Origin of the sequence: Paenibacillus sp. FSL R5-0378, from assembly GCF_038009285.1 — a bacterium.
GTDB classification, from domain to species: Bacteria; Bacillota; Bacilli; order Paenibacillales; family Paenibacillaceae; genus Paenibacillus_AQ; species Paenibacillus_AQ favisporus.
In genome coordinates, this window is the sequence record NZ_JBBPAY010000001.1 from 2524140 (window position 1) to 2543805 (window position 19666).

Annotated in this window: 16 protein-coding genes and 1 tRNA gene; 6 read left to right on the plus strand and 11 right to left on the minus strand. The window is 54.2% G+C overall.

The features are described from left to right. The first annotated feature begins 101 nt into the window (after positions 1-101). Positions 102-1286: an MFS transporter gene (locus MKY74_RS11900; protein WP_076170290.1), complete on the plus strand. Its 1185-nt coding sequence runs from the start codon at positions 102-104 to the stop codon at positions 1284-1286. A gap of 80 nt (positions 1287-1366) precedes the next feature. On the opposite strand, the gene MKY74_RS11905 is transcribed toward MKY74_RS11900, so the two are convergent. Then, on the minus strand, positions 1367-2053 hold the full coding sequence (locus MKY74_RS11905; RefSeq protein WP_076170289.1) for a TetR/AcrR family transcriptional regulator: 687 nt from the start codon (positions 2051-2053) through the stop codon (positions 1367-1369). A gap of 158 nt (positions 2054-2211) precedes the next feature. Here MKY74_RS11905 and MKY74_RS11910 point away from each other — a divergent pair, with 158 nt between their 5' ends. Further along, a complete protein-coding gene (locus tag MKY74_RS11910; protein WP_076170288.1) occupies positions 2212-3564 on the plus strand; it encodes an MATE family efflux transporter in 1353 nt (450 codons plus the stop codon). A 103-nt stretch (positions 3565-3667) separates the two neighbouring features. Here MKY74_RS11910 and MKY74_RS11915 read toward each other — a convergent pair. From MKY74_RS11915 to MKY74_RS11940, 6 genes are all read right to left on the minus strand, one after another. Further along, a tRNA-Pro gene (locus tag MKY74_RS11915) sits at positions 3668-3741 on the minus strand. Positions 3742-3920: 179 nt separating this feature from the next. Continuing rightward, positions 3921-5960, minus strand: coding sequence for a sulfatase-like hydrolase/transferase (locus MKY74_RS11920; RefSeq protein WP_341012189.1), 2040 nt, complete (start codon positions 5958-5960; stop codon positions 3921-3923). 579 nt (positions 5961-6539) lie between these two features. Next, complete coding sequence (locus tag MKY74_RS11925; protein ID WP_076170287.1) at positions 6540-7484, minus strand: metal ABC transporter substrate-binding protein; 945 nt, start codon at positions 7482-7484, stop codon at positions 6540-6542. A 67-nt stretch (positions 7485-7551) separates the two neighbouring features. Further along, positions 7552-8415 carry a metal ABC transporter permease gene (locus MKY74_RS11930; protein WP_076170286.1) on the minus strand — a complete coding sequence of 288 codons (864 nt, stop codon included), beginning with the start codon at positions 8413-8415 and terminating at the stop codon, positions 7552-7554. Then, positions 8415-9173 carry a metal ABC transporter ATP-binding protein gene (locus tag MKY74_RS11935; RefSeq protein WP_076170285.1) on the minus strand — a complete coding sequence of 253 codons (759 nt, stop codon included), beginning with the start codon at positions 9171-9173 and terminating at the stop codon, positions 8415-8417. The genes MKY74_RS11930 and MKY74_RS11935 overlap by 1 nt, the downstream gene beginning before the upstream one ends. A 247-nt stretch (positions 9174-9420) precedes the next feature. Further along, positions 9421-10329 (minus strand): LysR family transcriptional regulator, encoded by a 909-nt coding sequence (locus MKY74_RS11940; RefSeq protein ID WP_076170284.1) that lies wholly within the window; start codon positions 10327-10329, stop codon positions 9421-9423. 197 nt (positions 10330-10526) lie between these two features. Between MKY74_RS11940 and MKY74_RS11945 the strand changes: the two genes are divergently transcribed. The 4 genes from MKY74_RS11945 to pstB all read left to right on the plus strand — a co-directional run bounded on the left by MKY74_RS11945 (position 10527) and on the right by pstB (position 14176). Beyond that, complete coding sequence (locus MKY74_RS11945) at positions 10527-11468, plus strand: phosphate ABC transporter substrate-binding protein (RefSeq protein ID WP_076170283.1); 942 nt, start codon at positions 10527-10529, stop codon at positions 11466-11468. Between the two features lie 172 nt (positions 11469-11640). Beyond that, entirely contained in the window at positions 11641-12507 is an 867-nt protein-coding gene (gene pstC / locus MKY74_RS11950) for a phosphate ABC transporter permease subunit PstC (protein ID WP_260869391.1), read from the plus strand. Continuing rightward, the gene (gene pstA, locus MKY74_RS11955) at positions 12504-13400 is read left to right on the plus strand and encodes a phosphate ABC transporter permease PstA (protein ID WP_076170281.1); all 897 of its coding nucleotides are present in this window, start codon (positions 12504-12506) and stop codon (positions 13398-13400) included. The genes pstC and pstA overlap by 4 nt, the downstream gene beginning before the upstream one ends. An 11-nt stretch (positions 13401-13411) precedes the next feature. Then, positions 13412-14176, plus strand: coding sequence for a phosphate ABC transporter ATP-binding protein PstB (gene pstB / locus MKY74_RS11960; RefSeq protein WP_089546020.1), 765 nt, complete (start codon positions 13412-13414; stop codon positions 14174-14176). A 145-nt stretch (positions 14177-14321) separates the two neighbouring features. Here the strand turns inward: pstB and MKY74_RS11965 are convergent, their stop codons facing one another. The 4 genes from MKY74_RS11965 to MKY74_RS11980 form a co-directional block, all read right to left on the minus strand. Then, a complete protein-coding gene (locus tag MKY74_RS11965; RefSeq protein WP_076170279.1) occupies positions 14322-14744 on the minus strand; it encodes a universal stress protein in 423 nt (140 codons plus the stop codon). A 12-nt stretch (positions 14745-14756) separates the two neighbouring features. Beyond that, positions 14757-15974: an MFS transporter gene (locus MKY74_RS11970; protein WP_076170278.1), complete on the minus strand. Its 1218-nt coding sequence runs from the start codon at positions 15972-15974 to the stop codon at positions 14757-14759. 107 nt (positions 15975-16081) lie between these two features. Beyond that, complete coding sequence (locus MKY74_RS11975; protein ID WP_076170277.1) at positions 16082-16528, minus strand: MerR family transcriptional regulator; 447 nt, start codon at positions 16526-16528, stop codon at positions 16082-16084. A 450-nt stretch (positions 16529-16978) separates the two neighbouring features. Beyond that, positions 16979-19135 (minus strand): ATP-dependent Clp protease ATP-binding subunit, encoded by a 2157-nt coding sequence (locus tag MKY74_RS11980; RefSeq protein WP_076170276.1) that lies wholly within the window; start codon positions 19133-19135, stop codon positions 16979-16981. Positions 19136-19666: the final 531 nt, after the last annotated feature.

Here is a 19666-nt window from a genome sequence, read left to right on the forward strand (position 1 = left end):
AATCGTTTTGAGAGAATCAGGCAATCATTTGCGATTTTTAGACTACCTCTGCTTTTTTCAGCTGGTTCATAATCAGGTTGAAAGAAAGGAGAGGAAGAGGAATGGATAAGCGCATTTTCATTCTGGCGCTGGCTGCCTTTACAGTAGGCTCCGTTGAACTGGTCATTGCCGGGATTTTGGATATGATCGCCCGGGACCTTCGCGTTTCCGTCGGTGTGGCCGGCCAACTGGTTTCGGTGTATTCTCTGGTTTTCGCCTTAGGATCCCCCGTCTTGATCGCTTTAACTACGAAGGTTGAGCGCCGAAGGCTGCTGGTCATCGCCATGCTGGTGTTTACGGCTGGAAATATCATGTCTATGTTAAGTCCGAATTTTACGATGCTGCTGCTATCCAGGGTTATTCTGGCGGCAAGCTGCTCCATTGTTGTCGTTCTGTCGATCACCCTGGCTTCGGGGATTGTGACACCTGAAGCAAAAGGGCGTGCCATTGGAATGATCTTTATGGGAATTAGCGGCGCCCTCGTGCTCGGCGTTCCGCTGGGGACATTGATCGGCGAGGCTTGGGGCTGGCGGGCAACCTTTGCTTTTATTGGCGTACTTTCGTTCATTGTGACGATATGCATCATGAAATTTCTGCCCCAAGCGGCGTCTCCGCCTAAGCTTCCGATGCGGGAACAGCTGCGTACGTTGGGAAATTCTAAAATTGTGTTCGCCCATCTCGTCTCCATTCTGCAAATGACGGGCCAGTTTACGATCTATGCCTATATCACGCCGTTTTTACAGACCATGTTGAACCTGTCTCCCGGTCAAATCAGCTTCGTCTTGCTGGTTTATGGGCTCGCCGGCATTGCAGGGGGGTGGATTGGAGGGTGGGCGGCCGACCGCTTTGGGGCAGCCCGGACAATGATCGTCACGCTGCTGCTCCACGCCATGGCGATCCTGCTTCTGCCCTGGGCAGCTGCCTCCATGCTGCGCTTGCTGCCCGTCGTCATCGTCTGGTGTGCGTTTAACATGGCGCCAAGTCCGGCTATTCAAAGCTATTTGGTGCGGCTTGCACCAAAGTCGGCGGACATCCAGCTCTCCCTGAATACCTCCTCGCTGCATCTCGGCGTAGCTGCGGGATCTGCCATCGGCGGCGTGGTGATCAGCCGTTATGAGGTTACGGCCAATGCCTGGATCGGAGGTCTGTTTGTTATCCTGGCTATTGTTTCAGCCATCGTTACCCTGTACAGAGGCAGGGTGATTCATAGTAAAAAAGATAACTCCCTTCAGGAGAATCCCTCCTGAGAAAGCAGTCTTTACGATGTAAACGGTAACCCTATTGAAACCGCCCATCCGATAACCGGATGGGCGGTTCACGTTGCGTTCTATTTCTCCTGCTCCTGGATCACCTGCTCGATCCCGAGCAGAATCAGCTTCAGTCCAAACTCGAACGCCTTGTCTGTCCCCATCAGCTCGAATAGCCCGTTCTTGAACATCCTCCGGAACAGTCCGGCATCCGTCTCGCTCATGGAGTCCAGAAGACGAATCATCTCCTCACCCGGAAGCGCTCCTTCTCCATGCTCCTTAACAATCGCGGAGACATTGCGCTGGTGCTCATAATCGTCCAGAACGAAGTTGAAAATATAATTCATAAGCGTAAGAACCACTTGCATTTTCTGCTCCTGCTCGAGCGGCGTCGATTCCACGCAGAGCAGCATCCGGTTGGTGAACCGGATGATGTCCGGTTCGTGGGGCAGCGTCAACATCATAAGCTGCGTGGAGCAGGGATACCGGCCGAGCACGCTTCGCACCGTTACCGCCAGCCCCTTCAGCTGCTCCTTCCAGTCCCCCTCGGCGTGGTACTCCTCCAGAATAATTTTCGATACCTGGTTGGCCAGACGATGGTAGAGATTTTGTTTGCTCTTGAAGTACCAGTATATCGAGGGAGCCTGAATCCCCAGCCGGTCGGCCAATCGTCTCATGCTGAACTTTTCGATACCTTCCTCGCCAAGAAGCTCCCATGAGGCTTCCAAAATCCGATCCTCCGAAATCTGAGGCTGCTGTTTTTTCATCGGGAATCCATCCTTTTACCTAACAGTGTAAGTTTATGCTTTACATGTTCATAAGTCCATGATATCATCTAACACTGTAAGGTTCAAACTAACACTGTAAGATGACATCTGCACTGTTAAACGGTTGACCTAAATCAATAAAGAAAGCAGGGACCCGCATGGATACAGAAAATCTTTATTACTTTGAAAAGGCACCGGTCGCCAAAGCCGTAGCTCATTTCGCCGTACCGATGATGCTGGGCACGTCAATGAGTGTCATCTATTCCATATTGAATGCCTATTTCCTGGGCACACTCCACAATACGGCGATGTTAACCGCTCTCGCGTTAACCTTGCCGTTGTTCGCCATCATTATGGCACTGGGCAACTTGATTGGCATCGGCGGCGGTACCTTCATTTCCCGTTTACTGGGAGAGAAAAAGTTTGATGATGTCAAGCATGTGTCATCATTCGCCTTTTACAGCAGTTTAGTTATTGGTCTTATCGTGATGGCCGTAGGTATCCCGCTGATTGATCCCATTGTCCATGGATTGGGGGCAACGCCCGACTCCTTCGTCTTTACGAAGGACTATGTGACGATGATGCTTATTGGTTCACCATTCGTCATCTTATTTTTTACACTGGAAAATATCGTACGCTCGGAGGGTGCGGCAAGGACGTCGATGATGGGGATGATTCTGAGTGTTGTCGTGAATATTATTCTCGATGCGCTGGTCATCTTCGCTTTTCATTGGGACGTGATCGGCGTTGCGTCTGCTACGGTCGTTTCCAACCTGGTCGCCAGCGTATTCTACGCCTACCATATGGGATACAAGAGCTCATTTTTAACGATCTCCGTTAAATGGTTTAAGGCGTCCAAAGAGATTTTGAGCAATGTCATCAAAATTGGAGTGCCCGTTTTTATCATGAGTATCTTTTTGGGGGCCATGTCGCTCATCTTTAATCGTTTTCTTGTAGAATATGGAGATCCGGCCGTTGCAGCTTACGGAATTTCATCGCGCTTATTGCAGTTTCCCGAGTTTATTCTGATGGGTTTATGTGAGGGAGTCGTGCCATTGATTGCCTTCTCTTTTACAGCGAATAAATTGCGTATGAAGCAAACGATCGGATTTACGATCAAAACGATTGTAGCGTTAGCCGTCGCGTTTGGCATCATCGTCTATTTGATTTCCGACCACTTGATTGGTTTATTTACGAATGACCCGCAATTAATCGAAATGGGCAGCTACATCCTGCATGTGACGTTCTTATCCTTGTTCATTACAGGCATGACCACGTTGTTTACGGGGATCTTCCAAGCGACCGCACAAGGAACCGCTGCGTTTATTATGTCCATTATTCAAGGAGTTACGCTGATTCCTGTGCTCTATATCGCCAATCGAATGAACGGCTTCCACGGGGTAGTCTGGTCGCTCGTCATCGCGGATGCCGTCGCGTTCCTGGTTGGGGCCATTATGCTGTATGTTTTGCGGAACAAATTGCAGCCCGATATGGAGAGTTTAGTACAGTAGAAAACATAGGGTTATCGTTCGTTGAGGAGGTTACAACATCTGTTGTTCTTGAACACAAAAAAGCTGCGGTCAAGTACCCCGCAACCGTTGATTGTATAAAGGATCGAGACGACAGGATTTGAACCTGCGACCTCTTGCTCCCGAAGCAAGCGCTCTACCAAGCTGAGCCACGTCTCGTTAAGAGAAAGCTTATACTATAAAATTTACTCCGATTTTACATTTTGTAAAGGGGGTAAAAGAAAAATTCACAATTCGTTTAACGATTGGGCAAAATGATCCTGTGCTGCCAGCAAATGAAAAGACCGGGGAATCGCAAAGATTCCTTCCGGTCTTGTTTGGTTTCTAAAGCGTAAGTTTTATTTGCCTGCAGCATCGCCCGGCTTGGACGGCTTTTCCGAATCATTCGCATGGGTGGTATTGCTTGGTTTGCTGCCCGCTGGTGTATTGCCAGCCTGGGTATCTGTTGGAGTGCTGCTAGCTTTGGCATCCGCCGGTTTGGTCCCATCTGTCTTGGCATCGGCGGGTTTGGTTTTGGTGCTGTTCGTTTTATCATTTGCCGGGGAAGTCCCTGCTCTGGATCCGGCCGGAGGAGAAGTCGCCCCCGTGTTTGCATCCGCATTCGAATCCGTATTCGCATCCGTGTTGGCATGCTCCTTCTCCTGATCCTTCCACTCCGGCAGCGCCGCCACGTAAGCATCCGACATGCTGATCAGCTTGTGCGCCCGCTCGTACGTTTCCTTGGAATCCAGCGGCTTGGTGACCTTGCCTCCGTTCAGCGGATAGGTCACCCCGTCGGCATAACCGGAGCCCGGTACGAACGCTCCCTTAGCTGAAATAAACGAGCCCGACGGGAGGTAATACCGCTGCGGCAGCACGGGGCTGTTCTGGTTGAGCAGATCCTGGCCGAAGTGCACCTGGTTCTTCAGCGAGACGCCAATCAGATTGGCCAGCGTCGGGAAAATATCCGACTGCCCGCCGACCTGCTCCAGCGTCTGGGCTTTTTGGTTCGGCACGGAGAGGACGAGCGGGATGTTCATCATATCGGGGAGGGTGTACTCCCGTCCGTAAATTTCCTTCATCAGCTTTTTCTCTTTGTTATTGAGGGAATATATCGGAAGTCCCTGATGATCGCCGTACAGGACGATGACGCTGTTGTCCCAGACGCCGTTTTTCTTCAGCTCGTCCACGAACTGGCCGAGGGCGTAGTCGGCATAATTCTGGGACTGAATATAATCCCCGACAAGGGTTCCCTTATAACGGTCGGGGAGCTCCATCTTGAACTTGCGCTCCGGGATGCGGAAAGGGTGATGGCCCGACATGGAAATGACCTGCACGTAGAACGGTTTGCCGGTTCCCTGCATCCGTGCCAGCTCTTCGGCCGTCTTGGCATATAGCAGCTCGTCCGATGAACCGAACGAAACGAGGTCATTTTTGCCGAAAAACTTGTCGTCGTAATATTTTTCCCAACCGAGCGCTTTATACAGCTGATCCCGGTTCCAGAACACGACGCTGTTCGTATGGAACGTCGCCGTCTGATAGCCGCTCGCGGCAAACGTTTTGGGCGCGCTCGGCAGCGCCTTGTCCGCATACACCTCGGAAGCAGCCCCGTTAGACGGAACGTAGAGGGAGGTGTTCACGACGAATTCGGCATCCGCCGTGTTTCCCTGACCGACCTGCTGGAAGAAATGCGGGAAATACATATGATCTTTGACCAGCTTGTTCATGTTCGGGGTAATTTCCTTGCCGTCGATCTTCAGGTTGACGAGGAAATTCTGGAACGCTTCGAGCTGAATGACGATGACGTTTTTGCCCTTGGCGGCACCCCAGTATGCCGGCTGAGCCGGCTCGGTCGTTCCTTTCACCTGGGCAACCGCCTCAGGCGTGACCGACTTGGCGTCGACCTTGATGTTCTTGGAAGGGGCAAAGCCGACATACGCTTCATAGTTGAGAATCCCCATATCCCGGGCCTGCTGGAATTCGTTCATCCCGCTCCGGAACGGAAAAATGCACGCGGCACAGGCGATCAGTGCCAGGACGGCTCCCCCCGCAAACCACGGGCGGCCCGTTCGGACGGACAAGCTGCGGCCAAAGGCGCGGAACCGCCGGCTCGAACAGATAAGGATGAACAGCACGACGATATCGGTGAAAATGAACAAGTAATACGGATCCATGAGCGAAAAGACGCTGCTGTTGACCTCGGATACCTGGTTTACCTGGCGAAGTTCATGATAAGTAACGATAACTCCGAAATACTTATAGTACATAATGACGGCAAAATAAATAATGGTCAGAACCAGGTCCACAATCAGGTAGGTGACCAGCTTCTTGCGGTAGGCCAGCGTTTCGATCAGGCAGAAGAGCAGCCATACGGGCGGTATGCCCGTCAGCAGCATCATGCCGAAGCCTCCGGCATTTTCCCTGAACACGACCGTCCAGACCAAAAGCATTTTTAAAATCAAGACAATGGAGAAGAAGATAAAAGGTTTACCTATTAGCGCTCTCCATGAAAAACGGTTATGCAAAATCAATCGACGCCCCTTTCGTAATTTCCACACAGATCGCCAAGCCCATCCAAGGGCGTATAGGAATTAGCAGCGTACGGTCTGTCATCCGCAGGTTGTCCTGCCGGCGGGCCGCCCGCGTTCCCTCTTCAGCATCATGGATTACCCCTTATCAAAAACGCCATCAGGCCACAGCAAACACAAGGCTTGGACACCTGTGCTAAGCCGGGCCATACGCGGGACAATGAAGTTAATAGTAACTATTACACTATTGCAATTTAAGCACAGGGCCCAGGGAATTGCAAGAATCGCCCGGGATGCGAAAGAGGGGTGGACCCGGCTGGGCATAGCCTCCCGAACCGGGCCGATGATTGATGAAGAAGGATGTCATCACTCTATTATATATAGGAAGAGACAGGATCATTCCATTGGCAAGAAGGGGAGATGCTGTGTGGAAAAAGGCGCCGGGACCCGTTACTTCGTCAATCCGGCATGAATCGTATCGAGGTTCCATTTCATCATGGCGAGGTAGCTGTCTCCATCTTCCCCGGGCTTGCCGGTGGAATCGGTGAACACCTTGCCGAATATCCGAACCCCGGTCTCCTTGGAGACGCTCTCCATACTGCGCGGATCCACGCTGGTCTCCACAAACAATGCAGGCACCTGCTCCGCCTTCACGATATCAATAATCCGTTTCATCTGCTCAGGGGTGCCCTGGTTTTCCGTATTGATCTCCCAGATGTATTGGGCTTTCAGCCCGTAAGCTGCAGAAAAATATTTAAAAGCCCCTTCGCTTGTAACGAGAACCCGGCGTTCCTCCGGGATGTCGGCAAAGCGTGTCACGGCATCATCGTGCAGCTTCTTCAATTCCTCGATATAGTTCCCGGCATTCTGCTCATAATATTCACGGTTGGCCGGGTCCGCTTTCGTCAGAGCCGCTAGGGCGTTCTCTGCATAACGGATCCCGTTCTCAATGCTCAGCCAGGCATGCGGATCCTGCTCGGATTCCTTGCCGGCGGAGGTCAGGTACATCGGCTCCACGCCTTCGCTCAGTGCATAGACAGGGGCGTCATCCCCCGCTTTTCCCGACGTCTCCAGCAGTTTGGCGAACCAGCCGTTCCCCGTCTCCAGATTAAGCCCGTTATAGAAAATGACATCGGCATCGCTGGCATGCTTGAGATCTGCAGGCAGCGGATCATATTCATGGGGGTCCGTGCCGACCGGCACGATCGAATACAGCTCTACGCGGTCCCCAGCAATCTGCTTCACGATATCGTAGAGGATCGAATACGTGGTCAGCACGACCGGCTTCTCCCCGGAAGAGCCGGCTTTGTTCCCGGTTTGACCGGAGCAGCCGGCGGAAAGTGCCAGGACCAGCATAAGTACGGCTCCGAGCCAAACCTTCCTTTTATGTTTCATACAGATTCCCTCCTATTTAAAAAGAATCATTGCGGCGCGAACCCAGCTGCCTTCCGGGCAGACGGCGTCAAAGTCCTTTCAGAGCCGCCTTTTTGCGCCGGGAACGGAAATGCCGCCACAGGACGCCCTGTTTTGGTGAAAAGGCCAATGCCAGCATGAACCAGATAGCTGACGCGAGCACGATGGCTGCACCGGAGGCCAGATTGTATTTGACGCTGAAATACAGCCCCACCACGGCTGATAACGCGCCGAAGCCGGCAGCCAGATAAATCATCACCCACAGCCGGTTGGTCAGCAGATAAGCAGTGGAGGCCGGGGTGATGAGCATGGCGACGACGAGGATGATGCCGACGGTCTGCAGAGAGGCGACGGTCACGAGGGTGAGCAGGGTCATCAGCAGGTAATGGATAAGCCGCCCGGGCAGCCCGTATGCCGCGGACATAACCGGATCAAATGAGCTGACGAGCAGCTCTTTGTAGAACAAGTAGACGACCGCGGCGATCACGATGCCGATGATCAGCGTGATCCACATGTCGGAGGCGCGGACCGCAAGTACGTTGCCGAACAGGATGTGGTACAGGTCGGTTGAGCTTTTGGCAAAGGTAATCAGGATGATGCCGACGGCAAAAAAGGACGTAAACACGATGCCGATAGCCGAGTCGTTTTTGATCCGGCTGTTTTGGCTGACGTATCCGATGCCGAGCGCCGTCAGCACGCCCGTGACCACGGCGCCGAAAAAGAAGTTGATGCCCAGCATATAGGACAGCGCGACGCCGGGCAGGACCGCATGAGAAATCGCATCGCCCATGAGCGCCATACCGCGCAGAATGATAAAGCAGCCGATAATGCCGCAGATCATTCCGACCATGACCGAGGTCAGCAGCGCTTTTTGCAAAAAGCCGTATTCCAGGATTCCGCTCAGAAATTCCATTACACACCCACTCCGTTCTTTTCAAGAAAGGTCAGCTGCGCCGCATAGGCCTGGCTGAGAATGTCCGGACGGCAGACTTCGCGGGCCGGACCTGCCTTCACCAGCTCGCCGTTAAGCAGCACAAGCCCGTCGAAATACGCTTCCGCCTTGCTCAAATCGTGATGGACCACGAGCACCGTGCGGTTCTGATCCCGCAGCTCTTTCAAAATGGCGACGATCGTCTCCTCGCTGGCGGCGTCTACGCCGACGAAGGGCTCATCCAGGCAGAACAGCTCCGCCTCCTGGGCGAGCGCCCGGGCCAGAAATACGCGCTGTTCCTGTCCGCCAGACAGCTCGCCGATCTGCCGGGAGCCGAAATCCTCCATGCCGACCTTCTCCAGGCAGTGGTAGGCCAGCTCTTTATGCTGCCGCCGCGGCCTCTTGAGCAGGCCGAGCTTCGGGTAGGTGCCGAGCAGGACGGTATCGATGACCGTAATCGGGAACGTCATGTCAATTTCGCTGCGCTGCGGAACATAGGCGATGCGGGTCCGGGCTTCCTTGACACTGCCGCCAAGGATGCGAACCTCGCCGTGGTCCCGCGGAATCAGCTCGAGGAGCGACTTCATCAGCGTGGATTTGCCGGCCCCGTTGGGTCCGATAATACCGGTCATGCTGCCGGGAAGCAGCGTAAAACTGACGCCGCGAAGGGCATCCTTGCCGTGATAGGAGACGAATAGGCTGTCGACGGACACCGAAGGGTCGCGGTGACGGGGGAGCATAGCATAAACCTCCTTTGGATTATGAAAACTTTGACATAAGTTTCCCTTGAGACAAATTAATGCACATATATAAAAGTTTTTACCTAAGGAAACTTTATTGAGTATAGGCTAAAACAGATGGGGAGAATTGTAAAGTGTTTTTTTAGCTGGGTTGTCCGTTTTTCGTGGGGTAAACGAGGTCGAAACAGTGTTAGTATGCGGGACGATCATAGGGGGCGGAGCCAAAAAAAGCCCCGATTCCGCGGAATCAGGGCTTCATATCCTGCTTGGTGATTTGCTGTTTGACGAACTGCTTGAACTGCTCCCTGAGCGGCGAATAGGGCTGATCGGCGTGATAGGCCATATAGGCCTTGACCGATTTGCCTGCGGGACCGGGGGCGGGCAAGTATTGGAGACTTCCGGCGGCGAGCTCGCTTGCGATGCCGGACAAGGGGAAGAAGGAGATGAAATCCCCGTCCTCTACCGTGTGCTTGACCGACTCCGGCGAATTGATGATCATGCGCTCCCACAAATGGATTCCGCTCTCGATCGCGTAGGTCCGGGTGAAGTCCCGCATAAAAGAGCCTTCGGCATGCTGGATGAAGAAGTGTTGAGCGACCAGCTGGTCGCTCAGCGATTTCAGGCTGGAGAAAGGGTGTCCCGGCGCAAAAATGACGACAAGCTCATCTTCCAGCAGCAGGTCTTCCTTGATGCCGGCAGCCGCAACGTCCTGCGAATAATAAAAGGCAAGGTCTACCTCATGGTTGTAGTGCAGCTCCTGAACGGTCCGGCTGGGCTGAACGGTCAGCTCGATCTGGATGCCGGGATACTGCCGGCAGAACCGGTTGACAAGCCTGGGCAGATGAATCGTCCCCATCAGGCTGTCGGCGCCGATATGAAGAATGCCCTTGCCCAAATCGGCGTAGTCCTGCACGGCCTTCCGGGCCTCGGCGGCCAGCCCCGTCATTTTGACGGCGTAGGGGTACAGCGCCTTGCCGGCGTCGGTTAAGAGGATGCGGCCCCGCTTGGACTCGAAGAGGGCGATGCCCAGCTCTTCCTCTAAGCTTTTCATATGAAAGGTGACGGTCGGCTGTTTCATATCCAGCTCTTTGGCTACGTCGGTTACCTTCTTGTATTTTTCAATATAAACAAGGATTTGCAATTTTAACAAATTCAACGATGATTCCCCCTTGGTCACGTCCGATTCCTCTTCATTATAGAATTAATCTATGGACTCATAAAGATTATATTCTGATATTTATCTTTCTTTTTACAAAACGCATCATTTTACAAAATGATAGAGAACTACAATGAACTTGTCGGTAAACTTCATAGAGTTACACGGCAAACCAAAATGGGGGGAAACATTAGATTATGAAATTCAAAAAACCGTTACTTATGTTTTGTACGTTGGTCCTGGTACTTATGCTGGCTGCCTGCGGCAGCAAAAACGCGTCGGATAGCGGCAGCAGTGCTGCGGGAACAACCACGACTGAAGATAAACCGGCGGCAGGGGAAACGCTCAGCGGTTCCGTACTGGCTGTAGGATCCACAGCACTCCAACCGCTCGTAGAGCAAGTCGCACAAAAGTTCATGGGTGAATCCCAATACTCTAAAATCCAAGTTCAAGTGCAAGGCGGCGGCAGCGGCACCGGCCTGACTCAAGTTTCCGGCGGCCAGGCCAACATCGGCAACTCTGACGTATTTGCTGAAGAAAAGCTGGATGCAGACAAAGCCAAAGAACTCGTTGACCATCAAGTGGCTGTTGTAGCTATGGCTGCTGTAACGAATCCTGACGCTGGTGTAGACAGCCTGACGAAGCAGCAGCTGGTTGATATTTTCACAGGTAAAGTGACGAACTGGAAAGATGTTGGCGGCAAGGATGAAAAGATCGTAATCGTTAACCGTCCTGCAAGCTCCGGTACCCGCGTAACGTTTGAAAAATATGCACTCGGAACGAAGACCGAAGACCTGCAAGGTTCGATCCAAGAAGATTCTTCCGGTACGGTGAAAAAGATCATTTCCGAAACGCCAGGTGCCATCGGATACCTTGCTCTGTCCTACCTGGACGACAAAGTGAAAACTCTGAAATATGACGGTGTGGAAGCAACGGAAGAGAACGTAGCCTCCGGTAAATACCCAGTATGGGCTTACGAGCACATGTACACCAAAGGTGAGCCTGCTCCGGAAGTGAAGGCGTTCCTGGACTACATGACTTCGGATGCCGTGCAAAACGGCGACGTGGTTGAGCTCGGATACATTCCGGCTTCCAAAATGGAAGTGAAACGCGACAAGGACGGCAACATCACGAAATAACATCAGGTTCCTTGAGCTCTCATGAAACACTGAATATGTACGACAAGAGGCGGAGAGACCAACTTCTGCCTCTATTTTCACTTTAGAAAGAAGGACAACGATGAAAGCTATAGATGAAAGGCCTGTAGGCATCGCTGACAATCCCCGTCCCGGACGGTTTAAAAAACATCATATGGAAGATTTCGCGGGACGCAGCTATACGACGATTTGCGCGATTCTGCTGATCGTCATTATTTTGTCCATCGTTTATTTTGTCGCTTCCAAAGGACTGGCGACTTTCTTCAAAGACGGCGTCAGCTTCAGCGAGTTTCTGTTCGGCTCCAAATGGGATCCGGACGGCAACCATGGCGAGCCGCAGTTCGGCGTCATGCCGTTTATTTTCGGCTCATTCGCGACGTCGATTCTGGCAGCGGTCATCGCCAGCCCGCTCAGCATCTGCGCATCGCTGTTCATGACGGAAATCGTACCGGGCTGGGGCAAAAAGCTGCTGCAGCCGGTCATTGAGCTGCTTGCCGGAATTCCGTCCGTCGTATACGGTTTTGTTGGCCTGACGGTCATCGTTCCCGCCCTGCGCGACATGTTTCCCGGTCAGGGGATCGGGATCGCCGCGGGCTCGATCGTGCTGTCGGTCATGATCCTGCCGACAATTACGAGTATCGGTACTGACGCCCTGTCCTCGCTGCCGCGGGGCCTCAAGGAGTCTTCGTACGCACTCGGCGCAACGCGCTGGCAAACCATCTACAGAGTTATTCTGCCAACCGTGCTTCCTTCTATTCTGACCGGGGTGGTCCTCGGCATGGCCCGCGCCTTCGGGGAAGCGCTGGCGGTACAGATGGTCATCGGGAATGCGCCGCATATTCCGCGGTCGCTGTTCGAATCCGCCTCAACGCTGACCAGCGTCATTACGCTGGATATGGGCAACACCGTCATGGGCACCGCGCACAGTAACGCGCTGTGGAGCATGGCGCTCGCACTCATGTTCATGACCTTTATCTTCGTCGTTATCGTTCGCCTGCTCGAAAGGAGAAATCGGATTTGAAAGCTAAAGCCGCTGACAAAATTGCAACAGCCATTATTGTGGTGTTTTCCTTATTAATCGTGGCGGTTCTGCTCGGACTGCTCGGATTTATTCTGTACCGGGGACTCAGCCACATCAGCTGGCACTTCCTTACTTCGGTGCCCCAAACGATCCGGGAGGGCGGCGGCATCGGTCCGCAGCTGTTTAACTCCTTGTTCCTGCTGGTGCTGACGCTTATTATTACAATTCCGCTGGGCCTGGGTGCCGGCATCTATATGGCCGAGTACGCCAAGCCAGGCAAGATCACTGGAGCAATCCGCCTCGTCGTTGAGGTGCTGTCCTCGTTTCCGTCTATCGTCGTCGGCTTGTTCGGCCTGCTCCTGATCGTCAACACGTTCGGCTTTGGTTTTTCGCTCTTCTCAGGCGCGCTGGTGCTGACGATCTTTAATCTGCCGCTCATGGTCCGCATCACGGAGCAGGCGTTCCGCAGCGTACCGAAGGAGCAGAAGGAAGCGGGACTTGCGCTTGGTTTATCGAAATGGAAAATCATCACGTCCGTGCTGTTTCCCGTCGCCCTGCCGAGCATCGTGACCGGTACGGTTCTGGCGGCAGGACGTGTATTCGGGGAAGCGGCAGCGCTCCTGTTCACCGCAGGGATGTCCACGCCGCGCCTTGATTTTACCAACTGGAACCCGCTGAGCCCGACGTCGCCGATCAATCCGTTCCGTCCGGCAGAAACGCTGGCTGTGCATATCTGGAAAATCAACAGTGAGGGCATTGCGCCCGACGCGGCGGAAATTGCCGCCGGCGCTTCGGCGGTGCTCGTGATCCTCGTGCTTGTCTTCAACCTGTTTGCCCGCTGGTTCGGCAACCTGCTCTATAAGATCATGACGGCATCCAAACGAATGGGATAGGAGAAATGAGCATGCAACAATCATCGACTACATTCCGTACTGAAAATCTGAGCGTGTTTTACGGGGCGTACGAAGCCGTGAAGAACATCAGCCTGACCTTCCCGGACAAGAGCGTTACCGCGCTCATCGGCCCGTCGGGCTGCGGGAAATCGACGTTTCTGCGGTCCCTGAACCGAATGAACGACGAGATTTCCCAAGCCGTGATCAAGGGGAAGATCTGGATCGGCGGGGAGGACATCAACGATCCTTCCACCGACGTCATTCAGCTGCGGCAGAAAATCGGAATGGTATGGCAGAAGCCGAATCCATTTTATAAATCCATTTACGAAAATATCGCTTTTGGACCGAAGTACCATGGCGTGAAAAATAAAAAAGAGCTCGACCAGATCGTCGAGTCCAGCCTGCGCAAAGCGGCGCTGTGGGACGAAGTGAAGGATCGCCTGAAGCAGTCTGCTTTGTCGCTCTCCGGCGGCCAGCAGCAGCGCCTGTGCATTGCGCGCGCCTTGTCGGTCAACCCGGGGATTCTGCTCCTCGATGAGCCGGCGTCGGCCCTCGATCCGGTTTCGACCTCGAAGGTCGAGGAACTGATCGTCGAGCTCAAGAAAGAGCTGAGCATCGTCATCGTGACACACAACATGCAGCAGGCCGCACGGATTTCCGACTATACGGCGTATTTCTACCTTGGCACGCTGATGGAGCATAACGATACCGAAATTATTTTTACCAACCCGGCCAATGCCATGACCCAGGAGTATATCTCCGGACGGTTTGGATGAGCCGCCGTTTGCAGCACAGCAAAAAGCCGTCTCCCCATCAAGAATGGGGGACGGCTTATTTAATTATATAAAGATTTATGTGGTCCGGGGTCACAGCAAGGATTTGAATCCACATCGGAGCAAACACTCCACAGTGTGGGGTGGGTTAGCGGACGATCATCACCGGACAGTGCGCATGCTGGACGACGCTGTGGCTGACGCTGCCGATCAGCATTTCCGACACAAGGCCCATGCCCCGGCTGCCCATCACGATCAGGTCGGCCGACTCTTCCTTTGCCGTCTGGCAGATGACCTTGGCCGGATCGCCGGTTTTGCTGACCGTGCGGAAGGCGACTCCCGAGCGGCTCGCTTCTTCGGTGGCCGGGGCGAGGATTTTTTCGCCTTCCTGGCGGATGTGCTCCTCCAGATCTACGCCTACCGGCGGTTCATTGATAGAAACGGTCGGGTTGACGTGCAGGACCACCAGCTCGGGAGCGGTATTCAGGCTCTGCACAAGCGATACGGCGGAATCCAGCGCATGCCGGGCATGCTTGGATCCGTCGACGGGTACGAGAATACGTGAGTACATATAAGAACCTCCTTAATGGCCTTCTGCCCGGTCAACATGGGCAAGCTTGCGGCGGGATACGAGCAGGGCGACGACGCCGAGGAAGACCATGACGGCACCGAAGTAGAACGGAGTCTCCGCATGGTACCACTCGGACAGCTTGCCGGCGAGCCATGGAGAAACGGCACCGCCGAGGAAGCGGACGAAGCTGTATGCCGCGGAAGCGACGGAGCGCTCCACCGGAGCGGCCTGCATGACGGCCGTGGTGATCAGCGTGTTGTTGATGCCAAGGAAGATCCCGGCCACGATGACGCAGACAATAACGGTTTGTGACGAGTGATTATACGTGCCGATGCCCATAATGAGAAGCACGATCGTAAACAGCGTAAGCACCGCTGCAATGGACGACACCACGCTGAAGCGCTTCTGCAGCTTCGGAGCGACGAATACCGAGGTGAAGGCAAGCAGAATGCCCCAGCCGAAGAAGACATAACCCAGGCCGTGCTCATCCAGGTCCATGACGTACGGCGAGTACGCCATCAGGGTGAAGAAGCCGAAGTTATACAGGAACGCTGTAATTCCAAGGATCAGCAGCGCCGGATAAGACAGCGCCTTGAACGGGTCGGCCAGCGTGCTGGCTTTTTTCGGCTTGGGCACGTTCGGAAGCATAAACGTAACGAAGATAAATCCGATGGCCATGAGAACGGCCACGCCAAAGAACGGTCCGCGCCAGGAGATGGAGCCCAGCTCGCCGCCCAGCAGCGGTCCGACAGAAATCCCGAGACCGAGCGCGGCCTCATACAAAATGATCGCTTTGGCCGTGCCGGACGTGGACAGCCCGACGATCGCGGACAGTGCGGTGGCGATGAAGAGGGCGTTGCCGAGTCCCCAGCCGCCGCGGAAACCGACGATGCCGCCGATGGAGTTCGACAGACCGCCCAGCGCCGCGAAGATGACGATGAGCAGCATCCCGGTCAGCAGCGTCTTCTTGATGCCGATCCGGCTGGAAATGACGCCGGTAATCAGCATCGCTATGCCGGTTACCAGGTTGTAGCTCGTAAACAGGAGCGAAACCTGGCTCTTGGATGCGTGCAGCTGCTCGGCGATGGCCGGCAGAATCGGGTCAACCAGGCCGAGGCCCATAAAGGAGATGATACAGGCGAAAGCGATCGCCCATACCGCCTTCGGCTGGGACAACAGCCCTCCTTGGCGCTGTTCCAGCTCAAGGGGCTGTGAAGCATTGGTTTTCATAAGTAACATTACCTCCATTTTGATGAATCATGTATTTTCAAATTTTCATGAATCTCCACAACAAAAAAACGTCTGTCGACGCCCTTGCATAGACGCGTGCAGCGGCTTCAGCTTTCCTGGGAATCGGTTTCCTCGTCGAATTTGCGGATGAAATCATCCAGCCGCGTCTGCGTCTGTTCCAGCTCCTGCTGCATAAGGCGCATTTTTTCCACTTTGGTGCGCAGCATTTGAAGCTGTTCTTCCAGCATCTCGCTCATATGGGTCAATTGCTGCCTCCGATGAGCCCGGCTGGTCATGTCATGGTAGGTCTGGTGGTGCAGCTTGTAAGCGTCCGATACGGATAAGTACGAAACCAGCTCCTGCAGGCTGAAACCGAGAATTTCTTTGGCATTGACGATCTTCTTCAAGTACTCGATGTCCTCGCGGGTATAGAGGCGGGTGCCTCCTTCGCTCCGTTCAGGGGTCGGAAAAACGCCGATCTCTTCGTAATAGCGGATCGTCCGCTTCGTCAAGCCGCACTCTCGGGCGACATCGTCGATTTTATATTCATCCATTTCCTTCCTCCCTCAAAGATTCCCGGGTAACATTACCCATTGTAATCCTGACTAACGTTAACGTCAACGTTAAATTTATGAAACGGAAAATATATTTCTTACGTCCTATTTATCGCGGAATGCGGTTGTTGGCTTAGTATGCCCGGTGTTCTCAGTTTATGTGCGGCGTCCGTCCGTGGGCCGGGTGAAGGGCTTTTTCGTTGAACATTTCCTTATGTTTCACGGTCGAAAGGCATGGCTGTGCGTCGCGGAGTGCTCAGAGGGTGAGGGGGAAGAAGAGGGGGCTGGTGCTTTATAGCGGGCATCTGGAACAGCGAAGGGAGAAGGGAGAGCTGGCCGTGTTGTGCGACGCCTGATTGTCTGTACACATAAAAAAGCTGTCCCATACCGCGTAGCGGTTAAGGGAGAGCTTTCTAAATTAAGGCTGATAAGTTGGCTATTCGGCGGACGTTAAGCGCGAACGACACGAACTTGGTCTGCTTCCAGCTCGACACGGATCTCCTTAACGTCTTCGTCGTCCAGCAGCAAATCGGTGATGCCGTCTTCCACATGCTGTGAAATAACGCGGCGGAGCGGACGGGCACCAAAGGCCGGATCGTAACCCAGTTCGGCCAGCTTGCGTTTTGCTTCGCCGGTCACGTCGAGGGAGATGCCGCGCTCCGACAGGGTTGCCGATACTTCGCTGAGCATATTGTCGACGATCGTTACGAGGTCTTCTTCCTTCAGCGAGGCAAACGGTACGATGCCGTCGAAGCGGTTCAGGAATTCAGGCCGGAAATAACTGCCGAGCGAATCAAGAATCGAGCGGGTCTGTTCGGATTTGGCGGTGAAACCAACCATGATTTTCTTATCGGCGGCCGTGCCGGCGTTAGAAGTCATAATGATCACCGTATCCTTGAAGCTTACCGTACGCCCTTGGCTGTCGGTCAGACGGCCGTCGTCCAGCACCTGCAGGAACATATGCTGCACGTCCGGATGCGCCTTCTCGATCTCGTCGAGCAGGATAATGCTGTACGGGTTGCGGCGTACGCGTTCCGTAAGCTGGCCGGCTTCTTCATGACCGACGTATCCTGGTGGCGAACCGATCAGCTTGGAGACGGAGTGCCGCTCCATGTATTCGCTCATGTCGAGGCGAATCATCGAATCGGTGCTGCCAAACAGTTCTTCGGCCAGCGCCTTGGACAATTCGGTCTTGCCGACGCCGGTCGGCCCGACGAACAGGAAGGACGCAATCGGCTTGGAGTCGCTGCGCAGTCCGGCGCGTCCGCGGCGAACGGCTTTGGCGACCTTGTCGACGGCTTCGCCCTGGCCGATGACGCGGCTTGCGAGGCGGGCGGCCAGATTTTTCATCTTGCCGCGCTCATCCGCCTGCAGCTTGCCGACCGGGATGCCGGTTTTTCGCTCGATGATGTTCTGGATATCCTCGACGGTTACTTCTAGGACCTCTCCGGCAGCGGCATCCCCGTTCAGACGCTGCTGCAGGTCGGCTTCCTCGTCGCGCAGCTTGGCGGCGAGCTCGTAGTTTTCATCGCGGGCGGCCGCGTCTTTCTCGATTGTGATCTGTTCCAGACGGGCGCGGATCTCGTCCGCACTGCCGACCGGAGCCCGCAGATTCAGCTTGGCGCCCGATTCGTCGAGCAAGTCGATCGCTTTATCGGGCAGGAAGCGGTCCTGGATATAGCGGCTGGACAGACGCACGCACGCTTCAAGCGTTTCGTCCGGGTAGCGTACGCCGTGGAACTGCTCGTATTTCGGACGCAGCCCTTTCAAAATTTTGATCGTTTCCTCGGCGGTCGGCTCGTCGACGGTTACCGGCTGGAAGCGGCGCTCCAGCGCGGCGTCTTTCTCGATCTGACGGTATTCCTTAAGCGTTGTGGCGCCGATGACCTGCAGCTCGCCCCGTGCCAGCACCGGCTTCAGGATGTTGCCGGCATCCATGGAGCCCTCCGCGGAGCCTGCGCCGACCAGCAGATGGATCTCGTCGATGAACAGCAGAACATTTTTACGCTGCTCCAGCTCGGCGATCAGCTGCTTGACCTTTTCTTCGAATTGCCCGCGAATGCCGGTTCCGGCTACGAGGGAGGCGACGTCGAGCGAATAGACTTCCTTGCTCCGCAGCTTCGCTGGTACGCTGCCCTCCGTAATGCGCAGCGCCAGCCCTTCGGCGATGGCCGTCTTGCCGACGCCCGGTTCGCCGATCAGCACTGGATTGTTCTTGTTCCGGCGGTTCAAAATTTCGATGACGCGGTCGATCTCTTCATCGCGGCCGATGACGTTGTCGATCTTGCCGCCGCGCGCCGCGTCGTTCAGATTGCGTCCGAGCTGGTCCAGCAGCCCGCCGCCGCGCCGTCCGCCTTCTTGAGCGGCGGCTCTCGGAGGCTGCTGCGCCGCGCCGGATACCGGCTGGCCGGATTGCATGAAGCCGCGGAACAAATCTTCCAACGGAGAAGAATAGCTGCCCGAAGGACCAAAGCCGGCCGCAAACGGCACGCCGCCGTTTACTTTGGCATAGCAATCTTCGCAAAGAAACAATTTCTCGGATTTATGGTTGACAGTGAGGCTCAGACCTACGGTTGCCTGGTTATGATTACAATGTTGACAGCGCATGAAGGCATGCCCCTTTCGTTAGTTAATGGATTAATCAATTTTTGAATACTTCATCTGGATGCCCTAATCAGGAAAACGGCTGCCCGCGCCTTACGGGAGCAGGCCGCCGGAATAAAGGGATAAAAGTCAGAACTTCCGTCAGGACAAAGACGGCTGCACCGAAAGTCAAACACCTAAAGAGGTTGTTCATGCAGTACAAGTTTGATCTTTCGCTCTGACTTTGACTTTCTTTGACCTTATTATACCTCACTTGGAACACATGTCAACAGGTTTTCAGTTATTTTTCGTAAGTATATAGAAAAAGGTTTGAGAGAAAGAACGGTTCGGCCTTTCGGCGTGCTTGAGGCGGAAAAAAGGCTGGAAGGCAAAGAAAAACGTCTATCGATGTACATTCGAAGAGTGTGACGCATTTAGCGGAACTTTATTGCGATATAACCGAAGCCCGGGCCTCCCGAAGCATGAAAAAAGCCCTGCCGTACGGAATGTCTCCGTAACAGCAGGGCGTACCTTGTATGATCAATGCGGTGAATA